General features: G+C 42.1%; 20 protein-coding genes and 1 riboswitch. Of the genes, 8 read left to right on the forward strand and 12 right to left on the reverse strand.

Annotation, left to right across the window (positions count from 1 at the left end; translation table 11 throughout):
- Window positions 1–90 precede the first annotated feature (90 nt).
- The 3 genes from PUN35_RS07255 (at window position 91) to mtnA (ending at window position 3,465) form a co-directional block, all read left to right on the forward strand.
- Window positions 91–870 carry a carbon-nitrogen family hydrolase gene (locus tag PUN35_RS07255; RefSeq protein ID WP_014479624.1) on the forward strand — a complete coding sequence of 260 codons (780 nt, stop codon included), beginning with the start codon at window positions 91–93 and terminating at the stop codon, window positions 868–870.
- A gap of 83 nt (window positions 871–953) precedes the next feature.
- Window positions 954–1,110: riboswitch (SAM riboswitch) on the forward strand.
- 92 nt (window positions 1,111–1,202) lie between these two features.
- The gene (gene mtnK / locus PUN35_RS07260; protein WP_033880982.1) at window positions 1,203–2,396 is read left to right on the forward strand and encodes an S-methyl-5-thioribose kinase; all 1,194 of its coding nucleotides are present in this window, start codon (window positions 1,203–1,205) and stop codon (window positions 2,394–2,396) included.
- Between the two features lie 7 nt (window positions 2,397–2,403).
- A complete protein-coding gene (mtnA, locus tag PUN35_RS07265; protein WP_014479622.1) occupies window positions 2,404–3,465 on the forward strand; it encodes an S-methyl-5-thioribose-1-phosphate isomerase in 1,062 nt (353 codons plus the stop codon).
- 33 nt (window positions 3,466–3,498) lie between these two features.
- Here mtnA and PUN35_RS07270 read toward each other — a convergent pair whose 3' ends face one another.
- The 3 genes from PUN35_RS07270 to kinE all read right to left on the reverse strand — a co-directional run bounded on the left by PUN35_RS07270 (window position 3,499) and on the right by kinE (window position 6,424).
- Complete coding sequence (locus PUN35_RS07270; RefSeq protein ID WP_003232500.1) at window positions 3,499–3,624, reverse strand: hypothetical protein; 126 nt, start codon at window positions 3,622–3,624, stop codon at window positions 3,499–3,501.
- An 89-nt stretch (window positions 3,625–3,713) separates the two neighbouring features.
- The gene (gene ogt, locus PUN35_RS07275; RefSeq protein ID WP_003232502.1) at window positions 3,714–4,211 is read right to left on the reverse strand and encodes a methylated-DNA--protein-cysteine methyltransferase; all 498 of its coding nucleotides are present in this window, start codon (window positions 4,209–4,211) and stop codon (window positions 3,714–3,716) included.
- Entirely contained in the window at window positions 4,208–6,424 is a 2,217-nt protein-coding gene (kinE, locus tag PUN35_RS07280) for a sporulation two-component system sensor histidine kinase KinE (protein WP_003232504.1), read from the reverse strand. Before kinE ends, ogt begins: the two co-directional genes overlap by 4 nt.
- Before the next feature lie 252 nt (window positions 6,425–6,676).
- Here kinE and PUN35_RS07285 point away from each other — a divergent pair, with 252 nt between their 5' ends.
- Window positions 6,677–7,699, forward strand: coding sequence for an acyltransferase family protein (locus tag PUN35_RS07285; protein ID WP_014479621.1), 1,023 nt, complete (start codon window positions 6,677–6,679; stop codon window positions 7,697–7,699).
- A 54-nt stretch (window positions 7,700–7,753) separates the two neighbouring features.
- Here the strand turns inward: PUN35_RS07285 and PUN35_RS07290 are convergent, their stop codons facing one another.
- The 5 genes from PUN35_RS07290 to htpX all read right to left on the reverse strand — a co-directional run bounded on the left by PUN35_RS07290 (window position 7,754) and on the right by htpX (window position 12,232).
- Window positions 7,754–7,930 carry a hypothetical protein gene (locus PUN35_RS07290; protein ID WP_014479620.1) on the reverse strand — a complete coding sequence of 59 codons (177 nt, stop codon included), beginning with the start codon at window positions 7,928–7,930 and terminating at the stop codon, window positions 7,754–7,756.
- 2 nt (window positions 7,931–7,932) lie between these two features.
- Window positions 7,933–8,088: a hypothetical protein gene (locus tag PUN35_RS07295; protein ID WP_003232510.1), complete on the reverse strand. Its 156-nt coding sequence runs from the start codon at window positions 8,086–8,088 to the stop codon at window positions 7,933–7,935.
- A gap of 244 nt (window positions 8,089–8,332) precedes the next feature.
- Complete coding sequence (locus tag PUN35_RS07300) at window positions 8,333–9,685, reverse strand: IS1182 family transposase (protein WP_014478984.1); 1,353 nt, start codon at window positions 9,683–9,685, stop codon at window positions 8,333–8,335.
- A gap of 127 nt (window positions 9,686–9,812) precedes the next feature.
- Window positions 9,813–11,162, reverse strand: coding sequence for a Ktr system potassium transporter KtrD (gene ktrD, locus PUN35_RS07305; RefSeq protein ID WP_003244672.1), 1,350 nt, complete (start codon window positions 11,160–11,162; stop codon window positions 9,813–9,815).
- Between the two features lie 173 nt (window positions 11,163–11,335).
- Window positions 11,336–12,232, reverse strand: coding sequence for a protease HtpX (gene htpX / locus PUN35_RS07310; protein WP_003232513.1), 897 nt, complete (start codon window positions 12,230–12,232; stop codon window positions 11,336–11,338).
- A gap of 170 nt (window positions 12,233–12,402) precedes the next feature.
- On the opposite strand from htpX, the gene htpK reads away from it, so the two are divergent.
- Both htpK and sspD read left to right on the forward strand, forming a co-directional pair.
- Entirely contained in the window at window positions 12,403–13,104 is a 702-nt protein-coding gene (htpK, locus tag PUN35_RS07315) for a transcriptional regulator HtpK (protein WP_003245220.1), read from the forward strand.
- A 127-nt stretch (window positions 13,105–13,231) separates the two neighbouring features.
- Complete coding sequence (sspD, locus tag PUN35_RS07320; RefSeq protein WP_003218568.1) at window positions 13,232–13,426, forward strand: acid-soluble spore protein SspD; 195 nt, start codon at window positions 13,232–13,234, stop codon at window positions 13,424–13,426.
- Window positions 13,427–13,436: 10 nt separating this feature from the next.
- Here sspD and rsgI read toward each other — a convergent pair whose 3' ends face one another.
- The 4 genes from rsgI to PUN35_RS07340 form a co-directional block, all read right to left on the reverse strand.
- Entirely contained in the window at window positions 13,437–14,582 is a 1,146-nt protein-coding gene (rsgI, locus tag PUN35_RS07325; RefSeq protein ID WP_014479618.1) for an anti-sigma-I factor RsgI, read from the reverse strand.
- On the reverse strand, window positions 14,579–15,334 hold the full coding sequence (sigI, locus tag PUN35_RS07330) for an RNA polymerase sigma factor SigI (RefSeq protein WP_003245855.1): 756 nt from the start codon (window positions 15,332–15,334) through the stop codon (window positions 14,579–14,581). Before sigI ends, rsgI begins: the two co-directional genes overlap by 4 nt.
- 263 nt (window positions 15,335–15,597) lie before the next feature.
- Complete coding sequence (locus PUN35_RS07335; RefSeq protein ID WP_032679119.1) at window positions 15,598–16,392, reverse strand: TerC family protein; 795 nt, start codon at window positions 16,390–16,392, stop codon at window positions 15,598–15,600.
- A 256-nt stretch (window positions 16,393–16,648) separates the two neighbouring features.
- Window positions 16,649–17,314, reverse strand: a complete 666-nt coding sequence (locus PUN35_RS07340) for a DedA family protein (RefSeq protein ID WP_029726984.1) — start codon at window positions 17,312–17,314, stop codon at window positions 16,649–16,651.
- Between the two features lie 180 nt (window positions 17,315–17,494).
- Between PUN35_RS07340 and PUN35_RS07345 the strand changes: the two genes are divergently transcribed.
- Window positions 17,495–19,897, forward strand: a complete 2,403-nt coding sequence (locus tag PUN35_RS07345; RefSeq protein WP_033881720.1) for a bifunctional diguanylate cyclase/phosphodiesterase — start codon at window positions 17,495–17,497, stop codon at window positions 19,895–19,897.
- 36 nt (window positions 19,898–19,933) lie between these two features.
- Window positions 19,934–20,869: a non-homologous end joining protein Ku gene (locus PUN35_RS07350; RefSeq protein ID WP_031600437.1), complete on the forward strand. Its 936-nt coding sequence runs from the start codon at window positions 19,934–19,936 to the stop codon at window positions 20,867–20,869.
- Window position 20,870: the final 1 nt, after the last annotated feature.

Raw genomic sequence — 20,870 nt, forward strand, 5'->3', positions numbered from 1 at the left:
TCTCACCTTCTAAAAAAATCTTGAAATGATAGTCCATCATCATATATGGTTAAATGAAAAAAGTAAAGAAAAATTTGGGGTGTTAAAAAGATGAAATGGACGATATCTTGTCTTCAATTTGATATTTCATACGGCAAAACTTCGGAAAATATAAAAAAAGCTGAATTTTTCATCGAAAAAGAAAGCAAACATGCTGATGTTCTTGTTCTGCCTGAATTATGGACGACCGGATATGATCTGGCCAATCTTGATGAACTCGCTGATAAAGACGGCCGCTCCGCTCAGAGCTGGCTGAAGAAAACGGCAAAAAAACATGGTGTTCATATTGTCGCCGGATCGGTCGCTGTCAGGAAGAATTCTGATGTTTATAATACAATGTACATCGCGGATAAGGAAGGGCAAATCATTAAAGAGTACAGAAAAGCCCATCTTTTTCAGCTGATGGATGAGCATCTGTATTTATCAGCCGGTTCCGAAGACGGATACTTTGAGCTTGACGGCGTCAAAAGCTCAGGATTGATCTGTTACGATATCCGTTTTCCGGAATGGATCAGAAAACATACGACAAAAGGCGCCAACGTGCTGTTTATTTCTGCGGAATGGCCTCTTCCCCGCCTTGATCATTGGAAAAGCCTGCTTATTGCGCGGGCCATTGAAAACCAATGCTTTGTCGCAGCCTGCAATTGTACCGGTTCAAATCCGGATAATGAATTTGCAGGACATAGCCTGATTATTGATCCATGGGGACGTGTACTTGCTGAAGGCGGCCGGGAAGAAGGCATAGTCCGAGCGGAAATCGACCTTCAAGAAAGCGCAGAAGTTCGGGAGAGCATTCCTGTTTTCAATGATATCAGAAAAGATTTATATTAAAAAATATATTGACAACTAACTAAATTACCTGTTACCATGTTCATCAACTGATAAATTAGAATTGTCAAACAAGTGAATATATTCTCTTATCGAGAGTTGGGCGAGGGATTTGGCCTTTTGACCCCAACAGCAACCGACCGTAATTCCATTGTGAAATGGGGCGCATCTTTTTCGCGCCGAGACGCTGGTCTCTTAAGGCACGGTGCTAATTCCATTCAGATCTGATCTGAGAGATAAGAGAGGCGGACATAGATGTTAAGCCTCCTTCTCTCTGAGAAGGAGGCTTTTTTACGGCCACATATTAAGTGATTACATAATTGGAGGTTATGATGATGGGAGTCACAAAAACACCTTTATACGAAACGTTAAATGAAAGCTCCGCTGTGGCGTTGGCGGTGAAGCTTGGCCTTTTTCCAAGCAAAAGCACGCTGACATGCCAGGAGATCGGAGACGGCAACTTAAATTACGTTTTTCATATTTATGATCAAGAACATGACAGAGCATTGATCATTAAACAGGCGGTTCCGTATGCAAAAGTGGTGGGAGAAAGCTGGCCGCTGACAATCGACCGTGCAAGAATCGAAAGCAGCGCTCTCATCCGTCAGGGCGAGCATGTGCCTCACCTGGTTCCAAGAGTGTTTTATTCTGATACGGAAATGGCCGTTACCGTCATGGAGGATCTCTCTCACCTCAAGATCGCAAGAAAAGGACTCATTAAGGGTGAAAACTATCCTCATCTGTCGCAGCACATCGGTGAATTTTTAGGAAAAACACTTTTCTACTCATCAGATTACGCGCTTGAACCTAAGGTGAAAAAACAGCTTGTTAAACAGTTTACAAATCCAGAGCTTTGCGACATTACGGAAAGACTTGTTTTTACAGATCCTTTCTTCGACCATGACACAAATGATTTTGAAGAAGAGCTTCGTCCTTTTGTCGAAAAGCTCTGGAATAATGACAGCGTTAAAATCGAAGCCGCTAAGCTGAAAAAGTCATTTTTAACGTCTGCGGAAACGTTGATTCATGGTGATTTGCATACAGGAAGCATTTTCGCAAGTGAGCACGAAACAAAGGTGATTGATCCTGAGTTTGCTTTTTACGGACCGATCGGCTTTGATGTAGGGCAATTTATCGCCAACTTATTTTTGAACGCACTCAGCCGTGACGAGGCTGACAGAGAGCCGTTATATGAACATGTCAACCAGGTCTGGGAAACGTTTGAAGAGACGTTTAGTGAAGCCTGGCAGAAGGACAGTCTGGATGTTTACGCCAACATCGACGGTTACCTCACTGATACGCTCAGCCATATTTTTGAAGAAGCAATCGGATTTGCGGGCTGTGAGCTGATACGACGCACGATCGGCCTTGCCCACGTAGCTGACCTGGATACGATCTTGCCGTTTGATAAACGAATTGGCAGAAAACGTCTGGCGCTCGAAACCGGCACAGCCTTTATCGAAAAACGTTCGGAATTCAAAACGATAACAGATGTTATTGAATTATTTAAGTTACTTGTAAAGGAATGATCCATTCATGACCCATTCATTTGCTGTTCCACGTTCTGTTGAATGGAAAGAAACAGCTATTACCATTTTAAATCAGCAAAAGCTTCCTGATGAGACGGAATATTTGGAGCTGACGACGAAAGAGGATGTATTTGATGCGATTGTCACGCTCAAAGTAAGGGGCGCTCCGGCGATCGGCATTACGGCTGCCTTCGGGCTGGCGCTTGCTGCCAAAAACATTGAAACAGATAATGTCACGGAATTCCGCCGCAGACTGGAAGACATCAAACAATATTTAAACAGCTCACGGCCTACCGCCATTAATTTGTCATGGGCGCTTGAGAGACTGAGTCATTCGGTCGAAAACGCGATTTCCGTAAATGAAGCAAAAACAAACCTTGTCCATGAAGCCATTCAGATTCAGGTCGAGGATGAGGAAACGTGCCGGTTGATCGGCCAAAACGCCCTGCAGCTTTTCAAAAAAGGCGACAGGATCATGACAATCTGCAATGCCGGCTCAATCGCGACAAGCCGCTATGGAACGGCGCTAGCTCCGTTTTACTTGGCCAAACAAAAAGATTTGGGATTGCACATTTATGCCTGTGAAACAAGGCCTGTCCTGCAAGGTTCACGCCTTACTGCTTGGGAGCTGATGCAGGGGGGCATTGATGTCACTCTGATCACAGACAGCATGGCCGCCCATACGATGAAGGAAAAACAAATTTCCGCTGTTATCGTCGGAGCCGACCGAATTGCAAAGAACGGTGATACGGCAAATAAAATCGGCACATACGGTCTTGCTGTTTTAGCAAACGCCTTTGATATTCCGTTTTTTGTCGCCGCACCTTTATCTACATTTGATACAAAGGTCAAATGCGGCGCTGATATCCCGATAGAGGAACGGGATCCCGAGGAAGTCAGGCAGATTTCCGGAGTTCGGACCGCTCCATCCAATGTGCCTGTCTTTAATCCCGCTTTCGACATTACACCTCATGATCTCATTTCAGGAATCATCACAGAAAAAGGGATTATGACCGGAAACTATGAAGAAGAGATTGAACAGCTGTTTAGAGGAGAAAAGGTGCATTAAAAAACCGCCGGACTTTGCTCATTTGGAGCCGAGTCAGCGGTTTTTTTGTTTCTTTTTGTTAACATTGATGATTTCATCTTTTTGAGCGCTTGATAAGATATGCAGTTTCACAAACAGTTCGGCAAAAACGGCAAGTTTCTCAGAGCGGCTCGGCTTCAATTGCTTTGTCCTCCTTTTTCATCAGACCAACTTTTTTAACTTAATAAAATGATATGTCGGCCGTAAAAAAAGGGAACGTGCCATATGTTTTATTTTTCTTTATAGGAGATTCGCTCGATGTTTAGCAAAAATGCTTTGATCTCCGTTTTGCTTCCGGCGTATCCTGTTAACGCACTGTTTTTGCCGATCACTCTGTGGCACGGGACAAAAATCGGCAGGTCGTTACGTTTATTAGCCTGCCCGACAGCGCGCACCGCTTTCGGACTGCCGACCGCAGCGGCAATATCCGCATAGCTTCGGGATTCGCCATATGGAATCCTCTCCAGCGCCTGCCACACTTTTTGCTGAAAAGGAGTGCCCTTTTGGCTGAGCGGCAGGGAGAATGTCTTCCTTTCGCCTGCGAAATATTCTTGAAGCTGTTGTTTCGCTTCTGCAAGATTAGGTGTTTCCTTGTGCTCAGTATTCTGAACCGTTTCTTTCCAATCCACCCAATCTTCCTGACTGAGAAATAGACGAGTGATCCGGTCCTCCTCTTCGGCAATGATAAGTTCACCGAGCGGCGTCTCGGCTGTCGTATAGTAGTTCATTCATCATTCCTTCTTTCTTCAGCATTCTGTCTGACAGGAAGCGTAATATGGAAAACGGTGCCCTTCCCTTCTTCACTTTCTACCATAATTTCGCCTTGATGTTCTTCAATAATTTTATAGCTTACCATAAGCCCAAGTCCAGTTCCCCGTTCCTTTGTCGTATAAAACGGTTCACCAAGGCGCTTTAATTTATCTTCTGTCATTCCGATTCCCTCGTCTTTTAAGGAGATAAGAACATGATCTTGATCCAATGCCTTTATCGTTACAAAAATATTTCCGCCGTCAGGCATCACTTCGATGGCGTTTTTTAATATATTGATAAAAACCTGTTTCAGCTGATTCGGTTCACAGTAAATCGGGGGAATGTCGTCAATTAAATCAAGTTGCATTTGTACATTGCTGAGATTGGCTTGCGCATTTAGAAGGTCTATCGTGTCCCTCATAATTTGGGTAACATGTTTTTCCTCATACATAATGGCCTGGGGCTTGGCTAAAATCAAGAATTCGGTGATGATGGATTCGATGCGCTTTAGTTCTGAGGTGATCACGTTGAAGTAAAGGGCGTAGTCTCCCTCGACACTCCCTTTCAGAAGCTGAATGAAGCCTTTAAGAGCAGTCATCGGATTTCTGATTTCATGAGCAATGCCGGCTGCGAGTTCGCCGACAACATGAAGGGTATCTGATTTGCGCAGGCGTTCCTCCAATTCTTTTCGCTCTGTTACGTCTTTAAAGATAGCCAAGTTCATATTTTGAATAATATTCCGTTTAAATGAGAATTCGAGTTTTCTGTTATCACCGCTGCTCAGCAAAAATGGAATTTCGTTGTCCATTTCATCAAAATTAATCTGCCTTGCCGGTGATGCCAGATTTTCTATTTCATAAGCAGAAATAATATCTAACAGGCTGTGCTGTTTGATCTCTTCATGTGACAGGCCCAAAATATGGCTTGCTAACGGGTTGGCGTCAATGATCCTGTATTGATTGTCGAACAACACATTGCCGTCCATTGAGCCGTTGAACACTTTTCTGAATTTCAGCTCGCTTTCCCGAAGCTCCTTTTCCATCCGCTTTCTGTCGCTTACATTTCTTAAGATCGTCAAATGCTGATTTTCAAGGATTGTCCGTTTTGAAGTAAATTCAAGCTCTTTGAATTGCCCGTTCCCCATTTGAAACAGCAGCTCTTCTCTGATCTCTCCGTATTTTGCGTATTTCCTCTTCGTTATGCTGTATTTCTGCTGCGAGTCAACGAGAAAATCACACAGCTTTCTTTTCAACAGCAAATTCATCGGCAGCTCAAAAATTTTACAGGCTGATTGATTCGCTTTTACGATTCTTCCGTCATTCGACCAGATGATGATGGCGTCCATTGCATTTTCAAAGATTTCTCTGAAGCGCTCCTCACTTTTAAAGAGCTGCAGCTCCATAGACCGCTTCTCTGTGATATCCCTCATAATGGACATATAAAAACCGCTGATGATGTTTGATGTAATCGTGAATTCAAATAGTTTTTGAACTCCTGAACGAAGCTTGACAGGCAGCTCCCCCTTCGCTTTTCCCTTGCGGTTGAGCGCCTTCCAGATATTGTCGAAATCTTTTCGTGAGCCGCTGTCTATGAACTCATACAAAGATAAATGAGACAGCTCATTATGATTGATTTCAAAGCTTTTACAAAAGGACAAATTGGCATCAATAAAACCGCCATCTTTATCAAACAGGACGATTCCGTCAACTGCTCTGTCAAACAAGTCCTTAAAAAGCTGTTCATTCATAGAGAATTCCCGCTCCAGAATCTTCTTAGAAGATATGTCCCTCATGACAACAAAAAAGAAATCCTCACCAATGCCTCTTTTGGCCAGAAACTCTATGTATTTTGTTGCCCCGCAATCAAGCCTGATCGGAACCTCCTTCCACAGAAAGCCTTTTTTAAAAAACTTCTTTACGGAAAGATTCAGTTCATCCTTTGGGATTGAAAACAAAAAATCCAAAACAGAACGCTTTTTCAAATCTTCCGAGTCAACTTGAAGCATCCTTTCTGTTGCTTCATTTGCCTGAACAATCCGCATTTCGTTATCACAAATAAAAATAGCATCGAGCGTATTGTTGACAATCACTTGATGCTGATTCAATTCCTTTTTCAGTCGCGCGTTTTCTTCTTTGAGGCGATTCAGTTCCTCTCGCAGCTCCGAGTTTGTCTGGACACCAAGAGTTTCCATGCATGTACACTCCTTCTTCAAAACCTATCCCTCAATATTTCTACAAAATGCGGGAACTTCCTTCATTTGCCCTATAAATTTCAGAAAATTTCAGCGCCATTACATTACGAAGACATTTTCTACGATCCTTACCGTCACTTTACATCGACCTAACAATCAGCATTTTTTTAGATTCCTTTTTCATCTTTTATTTTAAAATATGTACCAGCAGGGAATAATCTCTTAGTGACTGATGAAAGAGAAGGTGATGCTATGAGTAAATCGCGGGACAGTTATTTCGATAACGCAAAATTTTTATTGATATTCCTTGTTGTATTCGGTCATATCCTTCGTTCCTTTATTAATGATAATCATTTTATGCTCTACCTCTACAAGTTCATTTACACATTCCATATGCCTGCATTTATTCTTGTATCCGGTTATTTCGCGAAAGGCTTTAAACGGGCGGGATATGTAAAAAAGCTGGCGGTCAAGCTGATTATTCCGTATTTGATTTTCCAAATCATTTATTCCGTCTTTTATTACATTATGCAAGATGAAAGCATGGCAAATGTGAACCCGATTGATCCGCAATGGTCGTTATGGTTTCTTGTAAGCTTATTCTTTTGGAACCTGCTCCTATATCCTTTTTCAAAAGTTTCAAAGCAGTGGGCGCTGTTTGTCAGCTGCGGAATCGCCGTGCTGATCGGTTATCTGGACTTTGTCAGCAGCACGCTGAGCTTGTCACGGACATTCGTATTCTTACCGATGTTCCTTGTCGGTTTTTATTTAAATAAACATCATTTTGATTTATTGAGATCGAAACGCGGCAAACAAATTGCGCTCGGAGTGCTTGCCGCAGTATTCGTCATCTGCTGGGGCATCGATTTTGACTATTCTTTTCTGTTTGGTTCAAAACCGTATTCTTCATTTGGAGACGTTACCCTGGTAAGCGGACTATCCCGAATCGGCTGGTATGTACTCGCCTTTGGGGCAACCTTCAGCTTTTTAGCGCTTGTTCCGCAAAAACGGTATTTCTTTACCAAATGGGGAACCCGGACATTTTACGTGTATCTGCTTCACGGGTTTATTATTAAGACATTACGACAGGTCGGGCTTGAGGATTGGCTTACTGACTATCAAAGCTTAGTGATCCTCTTGCTTTTAACAGCAGCCCTGACATCAGTCCTCTCCAGCAACTTTGTTAAGACAGTCGCTCAGCCCTTCATTGAGCTGAGGATGACCAGCTTATTGCAATTTGTCAGAGGAACGGGCAAAAATGCTTATTTAAAATAGAAAAAGCACCTCTTAAGCGGACGCCGCCTAAGAGGTCTTTTTTATTTTTGTTTTTTATTTTTGTTTTTTGTTTTTTTCTTTTTTCTTTTCAGGCTTGGTGACTTCCAGCGTTTCGATGATCTTCCCGGCATTGTAATCCCCAAGTTCACTTGAGAACTCTTCCTCCAGCACCTTTTTATTCATAGGCTTTTTATGATTTTGCATGTCTCTGCTATGACGGTTTTTCTTCACAATTACATGCCTCCCTGCTGGCCCTGTTTGGAATTGCGGTTTGCCCCTCTAAAATTGGGGTCGTCATGATATTGTGTCTTATATGAATTGGGGTCCATGCTCTCGGTAGGTGTATTGTTATTTTTAATGGCTTCATTCACTTCAGCTTTACGCTTCATACGAATCCTCCTCGCCAGTTTTCAGACATTTTAAGATGCAGGAGCGTAAATTGCACCTGTCGAAGTTAGGTTCTCCAACTGAACAGGAGGCACACATCTTTTTTTTGGCAATCAAAAAACACCGCAAAATATGCGGTGTTCAGCTTGTAGAGAAAACGACGTTTTTTCTACAAGCTTTTTTGTTTTATACAGTTTCTTTAGATATTCATCAGGTTTCAGATGCAGAAAAAGCGCTCCCACATGCCTAGCCCTGCTTGGCTAGGTATGTGGCAATCTTCTTCATGTTCTGGCATGCGGCTGTGAGGAGAACTTGTTCACTCACATTTCGTTTTCCCCTCAACCTGCAATAGCGAAGCCCATGCAGCTGTTTTGAATCTGCAAAGCTTCGCTCTATTTTTTCTTTTCTTTTTTTGTAGAGGTTTTTTCCTGAAACAGACAAGCGATTTTGTCTGACCTTTTCTTTATGATCTTCCCATACATGTCGAGTAATCACTTTCTGCCGATTCTTTGATTTTGTACAGTTTTCAAGCAGTGGGCATGAGGAACATATTTCAGGATTTGATTTATATGACCGGTAGCCTTTTCGGTCAGTTGTTGAGTATGTAAGTGTTTGGTGATTTGGACAAATGTATCTGTCTTGTTCACTGTCATAATGAAATTTCCATTTTGGAAACAAGCCTCGGATAGGGTGATAACGTCTATGTGCGATGACACCAAAGATTTGGCGGTCAGATAATCCTTTACAGATCGGAGTCGTTAAATATCCGGAATCAAGGGCGACGGCTTCTACTTGAAAACCAAATCGTGCGATTTGGTGGTCTAATCGGTCAAGATAAGGCACAGAATCATGGACATTTCCAGGTGTGACGTAGGCATCGGTGATAATGTTGTATTTCATATCTGTTGTGCGGTGATCTAAATAGAAAAAACCTTCTGGTTTGTTTTCACGATACAGATAGCCACTTTCCGGATCGGTTGTACTGTGGCGGATCTCTTTTTCAGCTTTCACCTCCTCTTTGGCTGTTAATGGTTTTTTTCCGTGTTCCTCCCGATCCTCTTGAATGGCTTCATTTAAATCCTTGATATAGTTTTGGGTATCCTGCGCAATTGTTTTTCTTGTGTATTTATGCTTGTTGGCATTGGCTTTAAGGTGTGTGGAGTCGGTGAATAGGACTCGTCCGCCCACCATGTCATGATTGATGGCCTGAAGAACGATCTCATCAAAAATGTCTTGGAAGATGGTTGTATCTTTAAAGCGTGTGCGTCTGTTCCAGCTGATGGTGGAGTGGTGTGGAACCGGGTCGTTTATGTTCAATCCGAGAAACCATCTGTACGCCATATTGTAGTAAATTTCTTTTTCAAGCTGTCTTTCTGAACGGATACCATAGAGGTATCCGATAAACATCATTTTAAATAAAATAAGCGGATCAAGTGAGGGGCGGCCTTTGTTTTCACTGTAGTAAGGTTTCACCTTTTCAATGATGAAAGAGAAGTCTATGTGTTTATCAATTTTCCGAAGCAGGTGATCCTCTTCAACGAGTTGGTCAAGCAGAACAAATTCGGCTGTGTTTTGAGAAGAGTTTCTTGTGTGGAACATGAGAAAGACACCGTCCTTTTAAGTCTTTCTTTTATTTTATTACAGAAGAATGGATATTTTAAAGAAAAATAAAGGCTGTCGAGATTTTCTCGACAGCCTGAACACCGCAAAATATGCGGTGTTTTGCCTATCCGATAATCACTCTTTCTTTCGGATAGTGATAGTTCGCTTCAATTTCCTTTCTTCCGATCAGATACAGGAAGGTCAGGATGCCGATTCGCCCGATAAACATGACAATCATAATGACGCATTTTCCAACACTGCTCAAATCTGCCGTAATTCCAAGCGACAGGCCGGTTGTACCGAATGCCGAGCACACTTCAAACAAAAGCTCCAGCAGGGAATGTTTTTCTGTAATGGTCAGAATGAGTGTCGCGCCAAAAACGAGCAGGATCGCCATCATCGTGACAACAAGCGACTTCATCAAGTCAGCAGGGTGAAGCTCCCGTTTGAATACCTTTACGGCCTTATTGCCGCGGGCAAAATGAAACAGCGCAAGAAGGTTCAAAGCAAAAGTCGTTGTCCGTATGCCTCCCCCGACTGAGCTTGGCGACGCTCCGATAAACATCAGCGCACAAATAAAAAAGAGTGTGGAATCTGATAATTGGCTGATATCGATTGTTGCCAGTCCCCCGCTTCGGGTTGCCGTTGATTGAAACAGGGACAAAAACAAAATATCATGCCATGATTTTCCCGCGAACGCATGGTTTGCTTCCAGGGCAAAGATGCCAATGGCTCCAAACAAGACAAGTGAGCCGAACGTAATCGTCGTGATCTTTGTAAAAAGCGTAAATGGATAACGCCGATGCTTTGAAAACAGGAAATCCTTTACTTCAACAAGCACGGGAAATCCAATCGCTCCAAATATAATTAAAAGCATTGTAATAAACTGCACAAAGTAATCGTGGCGAAATGGAATCATCGAATTACCGGTAATATCAAATCCGCCGTTTGTCGTTGCACTGATACTGGCAAAAAATCCGTGTAAATAAGCTTCCTGATAGGAGTCATAGTAGGTTAAGAAATATGTGCCGAGAATCAGCCCGCCAAAAAATTCAATCCACAAGATCAGAAACAGTACCTGCTTCATCAGATTGACAATTCCTGAAAACTGGGATTGGTTTTGATCAACCATAATCAGCTTCCGTTCTTTCAGCCCGATTCGTTTTCCCATGATCAGCCAAATGAACGTTCCGAGCGTCATAATTCCGATTCCGCCAAATTGCAGAACAAATGCTAATATAAAAATCCCTATTGTGCTGAATGTATCAGCTGTATCAACTACCGTCAGCCCCGTTACGCTGACTGAACTGACAGCTGTAAAAAGCGCATCAATAAACGTCCAATCCGCCCCCGGTTTATGGGCCGCCGGCAAACTCAGCAATATAACGGCCACAGTAACTGCAAGAAAATAATATAATGCGATCAGCTGGGCCGGTGACAAGGCCTGTATCAATTTTCCAAACTTTAATCTCATGTAAAATCCTTCTGCCTCTCTTTTTAAGTACGGTAATTATTCTAAAGATATTAGGTCCATTTTTAAAGGCTTTTACGAAACATTTTCTTAACTTGCTTATTTTTTTTTGATTTTAGTCAATGGATAAAATAAAAAACCTCTGAGAATTCTCTCAGAGGAACAATGTGTTTGTATTATTTAGCTTCCAGCCGCCTGATTCGCTCATCTAAATCAGGGTGAGTAGAGAAAAGCGAAGAGCGCTTCTTGCCATTAATCTTTAACGTTTGGACAGCTGTCTGATCGTCTTCCATAATCCGGGAAGAATAGCTTTTAAGCGTCCGCAGCGCATGAATCATCTTGTCCTTGCCGGCAAGATCCGCTCCTCCCCTGTCAGCATGGAATTCACGATGGCGTGAATACGCAAACACAACCAGGCTGCCAAGTATCGAAAAGACAATCTGAAAAATAATCATTGCAATAAAATGAACGATCGGCGCTAGATCTTCTTTGACAAAACGGCTTGCTATCCAAGCGGCGATACGCGATAAAAAGACGACAAAGGTATTAACGATACCTTGTAAAAGCGTCATTGTTACCATATCACCATTTGTGATATGCGCGACCTCGTGGGCAAGCACACCTTCAACCGCTGCGTCATCCATCTGCTCCAGCAGCCCTGACGATACTGCGACAAGTGAACGGCGTTTTGACGGTCCAGTCGCAAACGCGTTTACTTCAGGTGAACGGTAAATCCCGACTTCCGGCATTTTCGTTAAACCGGCAGAGCGGCTTAATCTGTGAACACGATCAACCAATTGCTGTTCCTCATAGCTGAGCGAGTGTTTTTTCGGATTCAGCACTCTGACGCCCATCATCGTCTTTGCCATCCATCTGGACATCGCAAGAGACGTAAAGGAACCGACAAACCCAACGACTAAACTGAACACAAGAAGCGCCATTGGATCGATACCGCCATCAGCTGTAAAGTACGTCCCGACTCCTGTAACAGAGCTTAAAACAGACAAAACGATCCCGATTGTTGTAAGCACCAAAATATTCGTTAGAATAAACAGAAAAATTCTTTTCGCCATAACAACCTCCGTTATTTTAAGTTCAAAAGAACCTGTATATTTAAATTATAAAACATCCATTTGAAAATGCAAGGAATTCGACGTATGATGTTAATGTAATTTGCTGACGCTTGAATTTTGAACTTATACATAGACCTATATCCGCGTCAAATTGTTTAAAGAGGTGAACAATGAACATTTTTAAACTCTCTCGAACCGATATGGTGCGGCTGCTCTATTCCCTAAAAGGACAAGGAGAACATAGCCCGCTCGACATTCTCGTCCAATCAGCGAACATGTCAGCAGAAAAAGCAGCCAATCATCTAGAAATTCCTGAATTTCTTACAAGATATGAACGAAAAAAACAGAAAAAAGAATACGGACTGTCTACAAATGAAATCGTAGAGCTTGGCAACTTATGCGAGCTGACTTCGTTAAAGTCAACCGCGATTCAAAACTGGGTAAAGCGTGATATCAAAGATCTGATCGGACACCCTGAGCTAGGCAAAAAATACTCAATTGAACAGGCAGTTATTCTTTTAATTGTACGTGATTTAAAATCCATTTATGACTTTGAACACATACGGGCTATTTTAAAAGTGGCCTTTAACACAATCTCAGACAGATCTGATGATGTCATCAGCCCGATTGCTTATTATGAAAGCTGCGCATATGTGCTTGATGCCATCCATCACCAAGATACTCCTTCCATGAAAGAATCAAATCTGCAGGAGATCGCCGAACAGGAGACAGAGCGTCTCCGTCACCGTTTTGAAGAACTGAATGACAGCCAATGGCTTAAAATCAGACAGATTATCGCTATTACAGTCCTCTCCATTTTGACATTCCATATTCAGGCAACCGCACATAAAATGACAGCAGACATTCTATAGTCTGCGCCACCCCGCAGAGGCCGGGGTTTTATTTTTCTCCACAACAATTGCCAGCATAAATAACCCCCGTATATTTCAAACTAAATACGCGTTAAGAATTTCTTTATCGAAAAAGGAGATGAAAAAGATGGCGAGCAGAAATAAACTCGTTGTTCCAGGGGTGGAGCAGGCACTAGACCAATTTAAACTCGAAGTGGCTCAAGAATTCGGTGTGAACCTTGGTTCTGATACAGTCGCACGCGCTAACGGCTCTGTAGGCGGAGAAATGACAAAGCGGCTGGTACAGCAAGCACAATCACAATTAAATGGCACAACTAAATAAATTCAGGTCTTTATTCGCCGGGGGCACTCGGCGAATCTTCATTTTGAGCTGAATTATTATCACTGCTGTAGCCGTTTGGATTACGTCGGTCTGAAGCGTTATCCCTTCTGGACGAAGAACGGTTCTTGCCTTGTTCACCATTGTTCCAGTCCCTGTGATATTGGCTTTGGCCCTTGTCAGCGCCGTTATTTTCATTTCCTTTATCTTGAGGATCTTGTATTGGGGTTTGCTCATGGTCCCCATCTTTTTCGGTATTTGTGTTTTCATCTGATTCCTTTATTTTTTTATCTTTGTCACTATCATCAATCTGGTCATCCGCTTTCTCTTCTTTCTGGTCTCCGGAATCCGCATCATTCAGCTGTTCATTATCTCCTTGCTTGCTGTCCTGGGTGTCAGTTTGATCGGTGTTTTCATCCTCATTTTCATCACTCTTTTGATCCTCTTCCCCGGATGGTTTGCTGGAGTCATCTTTTATATCTTTATTGTCATTCTTTTCATTTGATTTGATGTAGCTGCCTGTTGAGACGCCTTCTTTCTTCGCTTTTTCCCTCGTTTGCATATCTGACTCGAGAGATTCCATGCGGTATGTCGTTTTATATTTTTCAGTCACATCATTCAGCTGTTTTTTCACAGCCTTTTTATATGTATTGTCTTCTGTGTTTTCATAAACAGTGGAAATCAATATTTCTTTCGATTTTTTTACATACCCGTGTTCACTGCAGTCGGTTATAATATCGTCAATCACCTTTTTAAAATCAGTCTTCTCCCAATCATCTATATCATTCACGACCTTCTGTCCCTCATCGTTTAGAGGCGTCAGTTCAATCACTTCATAATCGCTGTTTAACGCCATTTCGACGCTTGGATTGATATCGATTGTCATATACGCATAGGCCTTATTATTAGAAAAAACGGGGAGAACTATAAAAATAAAGAGCATAATAGCAGTCATCGTAAAAATCCCCATTTTGAAAGGGCGCAGTTTAAAAAAATCAAAAAAGCTGGCCCTTCTGCCCATGCGTGTTTCACTCGGAAGCATGATTTCTTCTCCGATTTCATAGCTGTGTCGATCATTTTTGGCTTTTAAAAATTGTCCGTCAGGGGTCAGCAACGTGACGAATTTTTTATTTTTCTCTACTATAATCCCTCTTCTCATGAGTGCAGCACCCCTTTAAGATAATCTTTTAAATAAATATAATCACCCGTAATGATAATACACATCGCAATAATATATTTTCTGTTTCTCTCAATCGTTTTTCGGCTTACAGAGACAAGCTGTTCAAGCTGTTTGACCGGAAGCTGCTTCTTTGTATACAGGATAGCGGCCAATTCTTCATGTTCAACAAGCGTCATTGCCACCTTTATGGCGTTTTGCCTTGCATCCGTGTGCTTTGGAGAATTTTCAAGCAGTTCTTTAAACGATAAACCATAATCCTTGAGCTGCTTTTGAAAATAGAGGATTTCCTCCCGCCTCTGCTCCTGTTCAATCTGACGGCGGTATTCATCAATGGAAAGCTCGGCTTCAATCAGGCTTTGTGATGACTCCTGATCGTCTCCTTCCTGTAAATCGATATTTATATTTTGTGCGCTTCTGGCTTCTTTTCTAATGTAATCAATGACTTTTCTTTTTATAATAAGCTCAGCAAATGCGAGCAGAGAATTTCCTTTTTCAGGTGAATATTTTTCTATAGCTTCATTAAACGCGATCAGTCCAATACTGAACTCATCGTCTTTTTCATCTATATATCGTTTACAAACGGATGAAACCGTCTTTGCGATAAATGGCTTATATTGCTGTATTAATTCATTTTGCAGATCTTTATTGCCTTTTTGTATACTCTCAACAGCTTTTTCAAGTGTTTGCTTCTTTTTTCCCAATTTAAACAAAAGGCTAAGCACTGGTTTCACCTCAGTTCCTCCCTATAACTACTCATTAATGATAGCTAATTTGATAGGGATTCGCAAAGGAGAAAAAGAAATATTGATTTCCAATGTCTCAATTATGACAAACCATTCTGACGTCCTATACATGATTTCGTGCCTTTCTAAAGAATTAAGGGGGTTTTATGCGTGTTTTTTGTAACAAAGATGTTATAAAAATGTTATTTTATTTCGCTTATGAAAACGCTTCAAACACAAAAAGACTCTGCTTTTAAGCAGAGTCTTTCAGATTACGCCCGTTCACGGGTGCTGTTTCTTTGTTCGTTTTGTGCGCCCTCCGGCTGTTTTTTCCCACCTGACATAAACCAGCCGCAAACCGCGATTGCTGCTAAGACACCCCAGAATATCAGCTTCCATGTTCCAGAATGAATAAAGTGCTCAGAAACAACCGCTATGTCGCGATGGGCAAGCGTATATAAAGCAAGCTTCACTCCGACCCAGCCGACAATCACAAAGGCTGCTGTTTCTAGGCTTGGACGTTCCTTTAATAACTTCACAAACATGGAAGCCGCAAACCGCATGATCACCAGTCCGATGATACCGCCGGCCAAAATGACGAGAAATTGTCCTCCGTCAAGTCCGCCGATCTTCGGGAGTGATGTCCCAGGAAGTGTAACCGCCAGCGCTACTGCTGCTAAGATGGAATCAACAGCAAACGCGATATCTGCCAGTTCAACTTTTAAAACAGTCGGCCAAAAACCGCTTTGCTTCGTCTCTTTATGTGTGTCTTCTTTCTTAAATACATATCTTTTCAATAAGTGGCTTGCTGAGATATACAGCAAATAGATCGCGCCAATCGCTTGAACCTGCCATACGTTGACCAAAAATGAAATGGCGAATAAAGAGCCAAATCGCAGAACAAAAGCCCCTGCCAATCCATAAAATAACGCTTTTTTTCTTTTTTCCTCCGGCAAATGTTTTACCATTACCGCCATAACCAGCGCGTTATCGGCGGCTAAAATCCCTTCCAGCCCGATCAAGACGAGAAGAACCCAACCATACTCTAATAATAATGCTGCATCCATAAATGATACCCTCCCAAAAAAGTTGTTTTCTTTCTCTTCATCCGATCTTATGCCGGCCGGACCATGCAAAAAAGACCTTTGCCGACATAAGGCAAAGGTCTTGCTAGACATGAATTCAGGCATGCCAACAAAGCCGATGGATACAATCCATGAAATGACGACTTTGTTTCCGGAATACATTCCGGACGCTACTCCCCTTTGGGATTTCAAGAAATATGATTTTATACGTCAATGATATGCGCAGCGCAATGATTTGTCAACGTTTATTTTTCAAAAATACAGATAATTGTTCGGAGTGCGTGCGTTTCTTCCTCTTTTTCATCAGTAAGTAGAGCAGGAAAAGCGCCAAAATGGCTATCCCGATCGGAAGCATATATTGATCAAGAATAGAGCCGACTTCCTTCCAATTTTCACCGAGCTTCACACCGAGATAAACATATACAAATGTAATCGGAAGCATAGCAATGAATGTATAAAGCGAAAACACCCAAACATTCATTTTTGCAATTCCGCACGGTATGGAAATCAATGTCCTGATGCCAGGCAAGAAACGGCCGCTGAACGCGACAAAGCCACCATGTTTTTTGAAAAATTTATCTGACTTATCAAGCGCTTCAGGTTTAATAAAGAGATACTTCCCAAAACGTTCAAGAAACGGCCTTCCTCCGTACCGGCCTATCCAATACAGCGTAAGCGGACCGGCCACTCCTCCAAGCGATCCTGCCAAAACAACGCCGGCAAGTGTCATATCGCCTTTAGATACCCAATAGCCCGCAAGCGGCAAGACGACTTCGGCCGGGATAAACTCAATACTGAGCGCTAGAAATATTCCAAAATAAGATAAGCTTTTAAATGCTTCTATCCATGACATAACCAGCTCTTCGATAGCCACCAACTCCCTTGTTTCATGTTTATGTATTATACATTTTTGTTTTTTCGGAAAACGTCAAGATGATTTTAACACATTTTTCACGGTCAGTTGAACTAAAAATAGATCTCCCTCGTATTTCTATCGTTTTGAAGGCTGAAACTCTGCGGTTAAGCAGCCGATAATAAAGAGAGTCAACAAGACTGGAACACACGATACGGGGGGAATCTCCATTTGGAAATACACGTTACATATAATACGACTCTCATATGTTTATCTATTCTAATTGCCTGTACCGCCTCGTATATTTCCCTTGAACTTTCAAGGAAAGTCACCATCAATACAGGCTTAAAAAGTAAAATTTGGCTGATCGGCGGCTCACTTATTATGGGATTCGGTATTTGGTCAATGCATTTTGTAGGGATGATGGCCGTCCATATGGAAATGCCGATGACATATGAATTCATGCCTTTAATGGCAGCCATTGGCGCATCTGTTTCGGGATCATTTGTGTCATTATATTTTGTCAGCCGGAACATTCTTACATATTACAGACTGCTTACCGGATCAGTTGTGCTTGGCGCATCTATTGCTTCTATGCACTATATCGGAATGTCTGCCATTTCCCGGGTAATGATTATTTACGAACCGATTTTATTTACAGTTTCAATTATCATTGCGATTGCAGCCTCTTTCGTCTCGTTAAAAATATTCTTTGACTTGGCCGTAAAAAAACATTCTGAGCATCTTATATTCTATAAAGTCGTCAGTTCAATTGTAATGGGCATTGGGATTTCGGGCATGCACTACACAGGGATGCTTGCGGCAACTTTCCATAAGGACATGGCTCCGCCCGGAAGCCATATGGAGGTGCAAACGTTTCATTGGTCAATTTTTGTTACTTTAATTATTTTTTGTATCCAAACGTTATTGTTATTCAGTTCCCATGCAGATCGAAAGTTTATTAAACAGAGCGAACGCATAAAGGATAACGAACAGCGATTTCAGTCTTTAATCGTCCACAATATTGATGCAATTTTTATTTTATCATTAGAAGGAGACATAATATCTTCCAATCACGCTGGTGAGGAAATGATCAGCAAATTTGGCTTCAGCATGCATGACTGGAGGAATTACACATCACTGAAGGTTAAGCGCCTTTTTGAGCAAGTTAAAAAAGATAAACAAGCGATGAACAGCGATAGCGATCTTATCACTGAAAAAGGCCAGTTTCACTTAAATATTACGCTTATACCTGTTGAGGTCAATCAGGAACTAGACAGCATTTATGTCATTTGTAAAGACATGACGAAGCAGTACAAAGCAGAAAAAGAAATCCATAGAATGGCTCATTATGATTCGCTTACAGACTTACCTAACAGAAGGCATGCCATCTCTCATCTAACAAAGGTGCTGAATCGCGAGCATTCCTTGCATTATAACACTGTTGTATTCTTTCTTGACTTAAACCGGTTTAAAGTGATTAACGATGCATTAGGGCATAATGTCGGTGATCAATTGCTTCAGTTTGCGGCTAAACGTTTGTCATCTGTAGTCCCTGATAACGGATTTATCGCCCGTCTTGGCGGTGATGAATTTATTATTATATTAACAGACGCCAATACAGGAACAGGCGAAGCAGATGTTTTAGCAAGAAAAATTATCCAAAAATTCAAAAAACCTTTCAAGATTCAAGATCACACCCTTGTCACATCTGTCAGTATCGGGATTGCGATATCTCCAAAAGACGGGACTGATGGCCTTGAATTGATGAAAAAGGCTGATATGGCGATGTATGCGGCTAAAGAACGAAACAAAAGCAAATACAGATACTATTCTTTTTCAATTGGCAACAAAGAAACCGTCAAGCTTAACCAAGAGATGGTACTCAGAGAAGCAATCGAAAACGATAGATTTGTCTTGCATTATCAGCCGCAATTCAGTGTAAAAAAACAAAAAATGACAGGAGCAGAAGCACTGATACGCCTTGTGACACCAGACGGGCAACTGCGTCCGCCCGGAGAATTTATCGGTGTCGCAGAAGAAACGGGACTTATTATTGATATCGGAAAGTGGATTATAGATGAAGCATGCAAGCAGGCAAGGATTTGGCACAATAAAGGCTATGATCTTTCTGTCGCCATTAATATTTCCGCCAGACAGTTCCAATCCGAAGATCTGATTCCCCTCATCAAGGATACGCTTAATAAATACCAGCTTCCTCCGCAGCTTCTTGAAGTGGAGGTGACGGAAAGCATGACAATGGACAATCTCGATCACTCCAAAAAGGTTTTGTCATCCCTTAAAGAATTAGGAATCAGAATCAGTATTGACGATTTCGGTACTGGTCACAGCTCCCTTAGCTATTTGAAGGACTTCCCGATTCACAGGCTGAAGATTGACAAATCATTTATTGACGATATTCAGACCCATCCTAAATCAGAGCAAATTACCGGAGCTATTATTGCCATGGGGCATCAGCTGTCTTTGCAGGTGATTGCCGAAGGTGTGGAAAATGCAGCTCAAAAGCAGCTTCTATATGAAAAAGGCTGCGACCATTTGCAGGGCTTCTTTTTCAGCAGGCCAATACCTCCGGAACAATTCGAACAATTCATTATTGAACAGCCGTCGCAATAACAGCGCCGGCTTTTTTTCACCCATAAGTTACTACACATGAATCGTACTCCTTCTCTTCACACTAAAGAAAAAAAGGGGTTTATCAATATGCATACAATGTGGAAGGGATCGATCAGCTTCGGATTAGTAAACATCCCCATCAAGCTATATGCGGCCACAGAAGATAAAGATATTAAACTGCGCAGCCTCCATAAAGAGGATCACGCACCAATCAAATACGAGAAAGTTTGTACAAATTGCGAAAAAACTCTTAGTCCTGATGAAATTGTGAAGGGATATGAATATGTAAAAGGGAAATATGTAGTGCTGACGGACGAAGATTTAAAAAGCTTAAAACAGGAGCATGAGGAGAAAGCGGTTGAGATTGTTGACTTTGTTCAGCTTCAGGAAATTGATCCGATTTACTTTAACCGCTCCTACTTTGTCGGCCCCGGGGATAATGGGACGAAGGCCTATACCCTGCTTCGTGAGGCGCTGCGCTCAACCGGAAAGATCGGTATCGCCAATATGACAATCAGGTCAAAGCAGCAGCTGGCGATTCTCCGTGTTTATGAAAATTGTATCGTCATGGAGTCTATCCATTATCCGGATGAGGTCAGAAGCGCCGCTCATGTCCCAGGTGTACCTGATCAATCGAATGTAAACGATAAGGAACTGCAAACTGCTATTACATTAATAGATGAACTGACTGCTGAGTTTGAGCCTGAGAAATATGAAGACACGTACCGACAGGCGCTGCTGCAAAGAGTCAACGACAAGCTTGAAAATAAAGAAACAGCCGTCACTCCTGATAAAGCGCCACCACGTGAAGATGTCATTGACCTGGTAAGCGCTCTGCAAGCCAGCATTGACCGAACCAGAAGGCCGAACCGGGAGACACCGGCTGCCGCACCTGCACAAGCCGCTGAACCGAAAGGAGCCGGAGATAAAAAACGAAAAACAACTAGAAAAAAAGCCTCCGGCACGTCATAGC

Source organism: Bacillus sp. N3378-2at (assembly GCF_033412715.1).
In the GTDB taxonomy this organism is placed as follows: domain Bacteria; phylum Bacillota; class Bacilli; order Bacillales; family Bacillaceae; genus Bacillus; species Bacillus subtilis.